The sequence below is a fragment of the Metabacillus sp. GQ13 genome, from assembly GCF_059758525.1.
The window spans coordinates 1-1,384 of sequence record NZ_JCAXET010000043.1 but is presented as its reverse complement, the minus strand read 5'-3'; the positions used below and the strand labels follow the sequence as shown (position 1 = coordinate 1,384).

Sequence of the window (1,384 nt, the reverse complement as noted above, 5' to 3'; positions counted from 1 at the left end):
TCATTTTGTTTAAGCCCCATTGATAACGGTGATGGTTATATTCCTCGATTACTCTGTCTACTTCAATTTTAACATCTCTTAAATTATCATAATATTTATACTCTGCTAAATCTTTAAAGTGTCCAAAAAAGCTTTCCATTGGCGCATTATCCCAACAGTTTCCCTTTCGGGACATCGATTGTGTTAATCCAAGCTCTCTTACTTTTCTTTGGAATTGTGGATGAGTATAGTGAAAACCTTGATCTGAGTGTAATATAGCTTCTGGATGAAAGTATTCTCCTACAGCTTGTTTTAACTTATTTAAAGTCTTATAGACGATTTCCATCTCTAAAGTTGTGGATAGGTGATAGGCTACAATTTCTTTTGTGGCTCCATCCTTTACACACGATAAGTAAGCTTTTTGCCCCTTCCCGTAATAGAGATATGTTATATCAGTAAGCAGTACTCGCCCTGGTTCTTTCTGATCGAATTTCCGGTCTAGAAGGTTTGAACAGGTTAGATGTTCTTGGGTTGCCTTAGCCATCCTACGATAAGGTTTTGACTGCCTTACTTTTGTTTCAAGATTATACTTCCCCTTCAAACGTCTAATTTTCTTATGGTTCATCACAGCCGAATAATCATTTTCCATGATCATTTTGATTTGGAGGGCACCAACTTTCTCCTTTTTGCTTATGAAGATTTTCCGGATTAACTCGATATCTAATTCGTCCTTTTCGTCACGTCGCGCTCGTATAGGTGCAGCCCTTAACCAATCATAGTAGCCACTTCTACTTACACCAGCTAGATCACAAAGGTAGGAAACAGCTTTCTTTAACTGGTGTGATCTAATCGTTTTCTCAATAAGAGAGAACTTCTCAGATGCCGTTAAAACGGTCTCCTCTTCAACGCCTGCCTTTCTAGCTCTTCCAGCTTTTTTAAGAAGTCATTCTCTGCCTCAAGGAATTTGATTCTAGCTTCCGCTTTTCTAAGTTTCTCTTCAATAGAAATTTGCTTTGATGAAGGACGCCCTGTACTCCCTTTACCACGACGTTCCGTAAGGAAACCTTCCTCTCCAAACCTTTCAAATGTAACTCTCCAACGCCTTAGACAACGCTTGGGCTGATCCTTTCCAATCATATCGAGATCAAAACCCTGTTCAATAAAGATCTGGGTTGGTGTTTTTCCACTTTTGTATTCCTTTATTGCTTTAATCTTAAAGTCGGGATTATAGGAAATTGAACGTTCAGAAACACTTAACACATTTGTATTTTTCTCTAGTTCTTTGATTTGAAATTCATTATATATATTCTTACTCATGACAATCCTCCGCCCATATTCATTAAATCTATTGAAACACAAAAACCCCGGATAAGGGCACTTTTTTATCAGTGTCCGTTATCCGGGG

At 38.1% G+C, this 1,384-nt stretch carries 1 protein-coding gene; it reads right to left on the bottom strand.

The genetic code is table 11. The features are described from left to right. A protein-coding gene (locus tag AC6CHR_RS25020; protein ID WP_498251900.1) for an IS3 family transposase occupies window positions 1-1,296 on the bottom strand; the annotation gives its coding sequence in 2 pieces (ribosomal slippage) (window positions 1-924 and window positions 924-1,296; 1,297 coding nt annotated over the 2 pieces). This gene is flagged as partial in the annotation. Window positions 1,297-1,384: the final 88 nt, after the last annotated feature.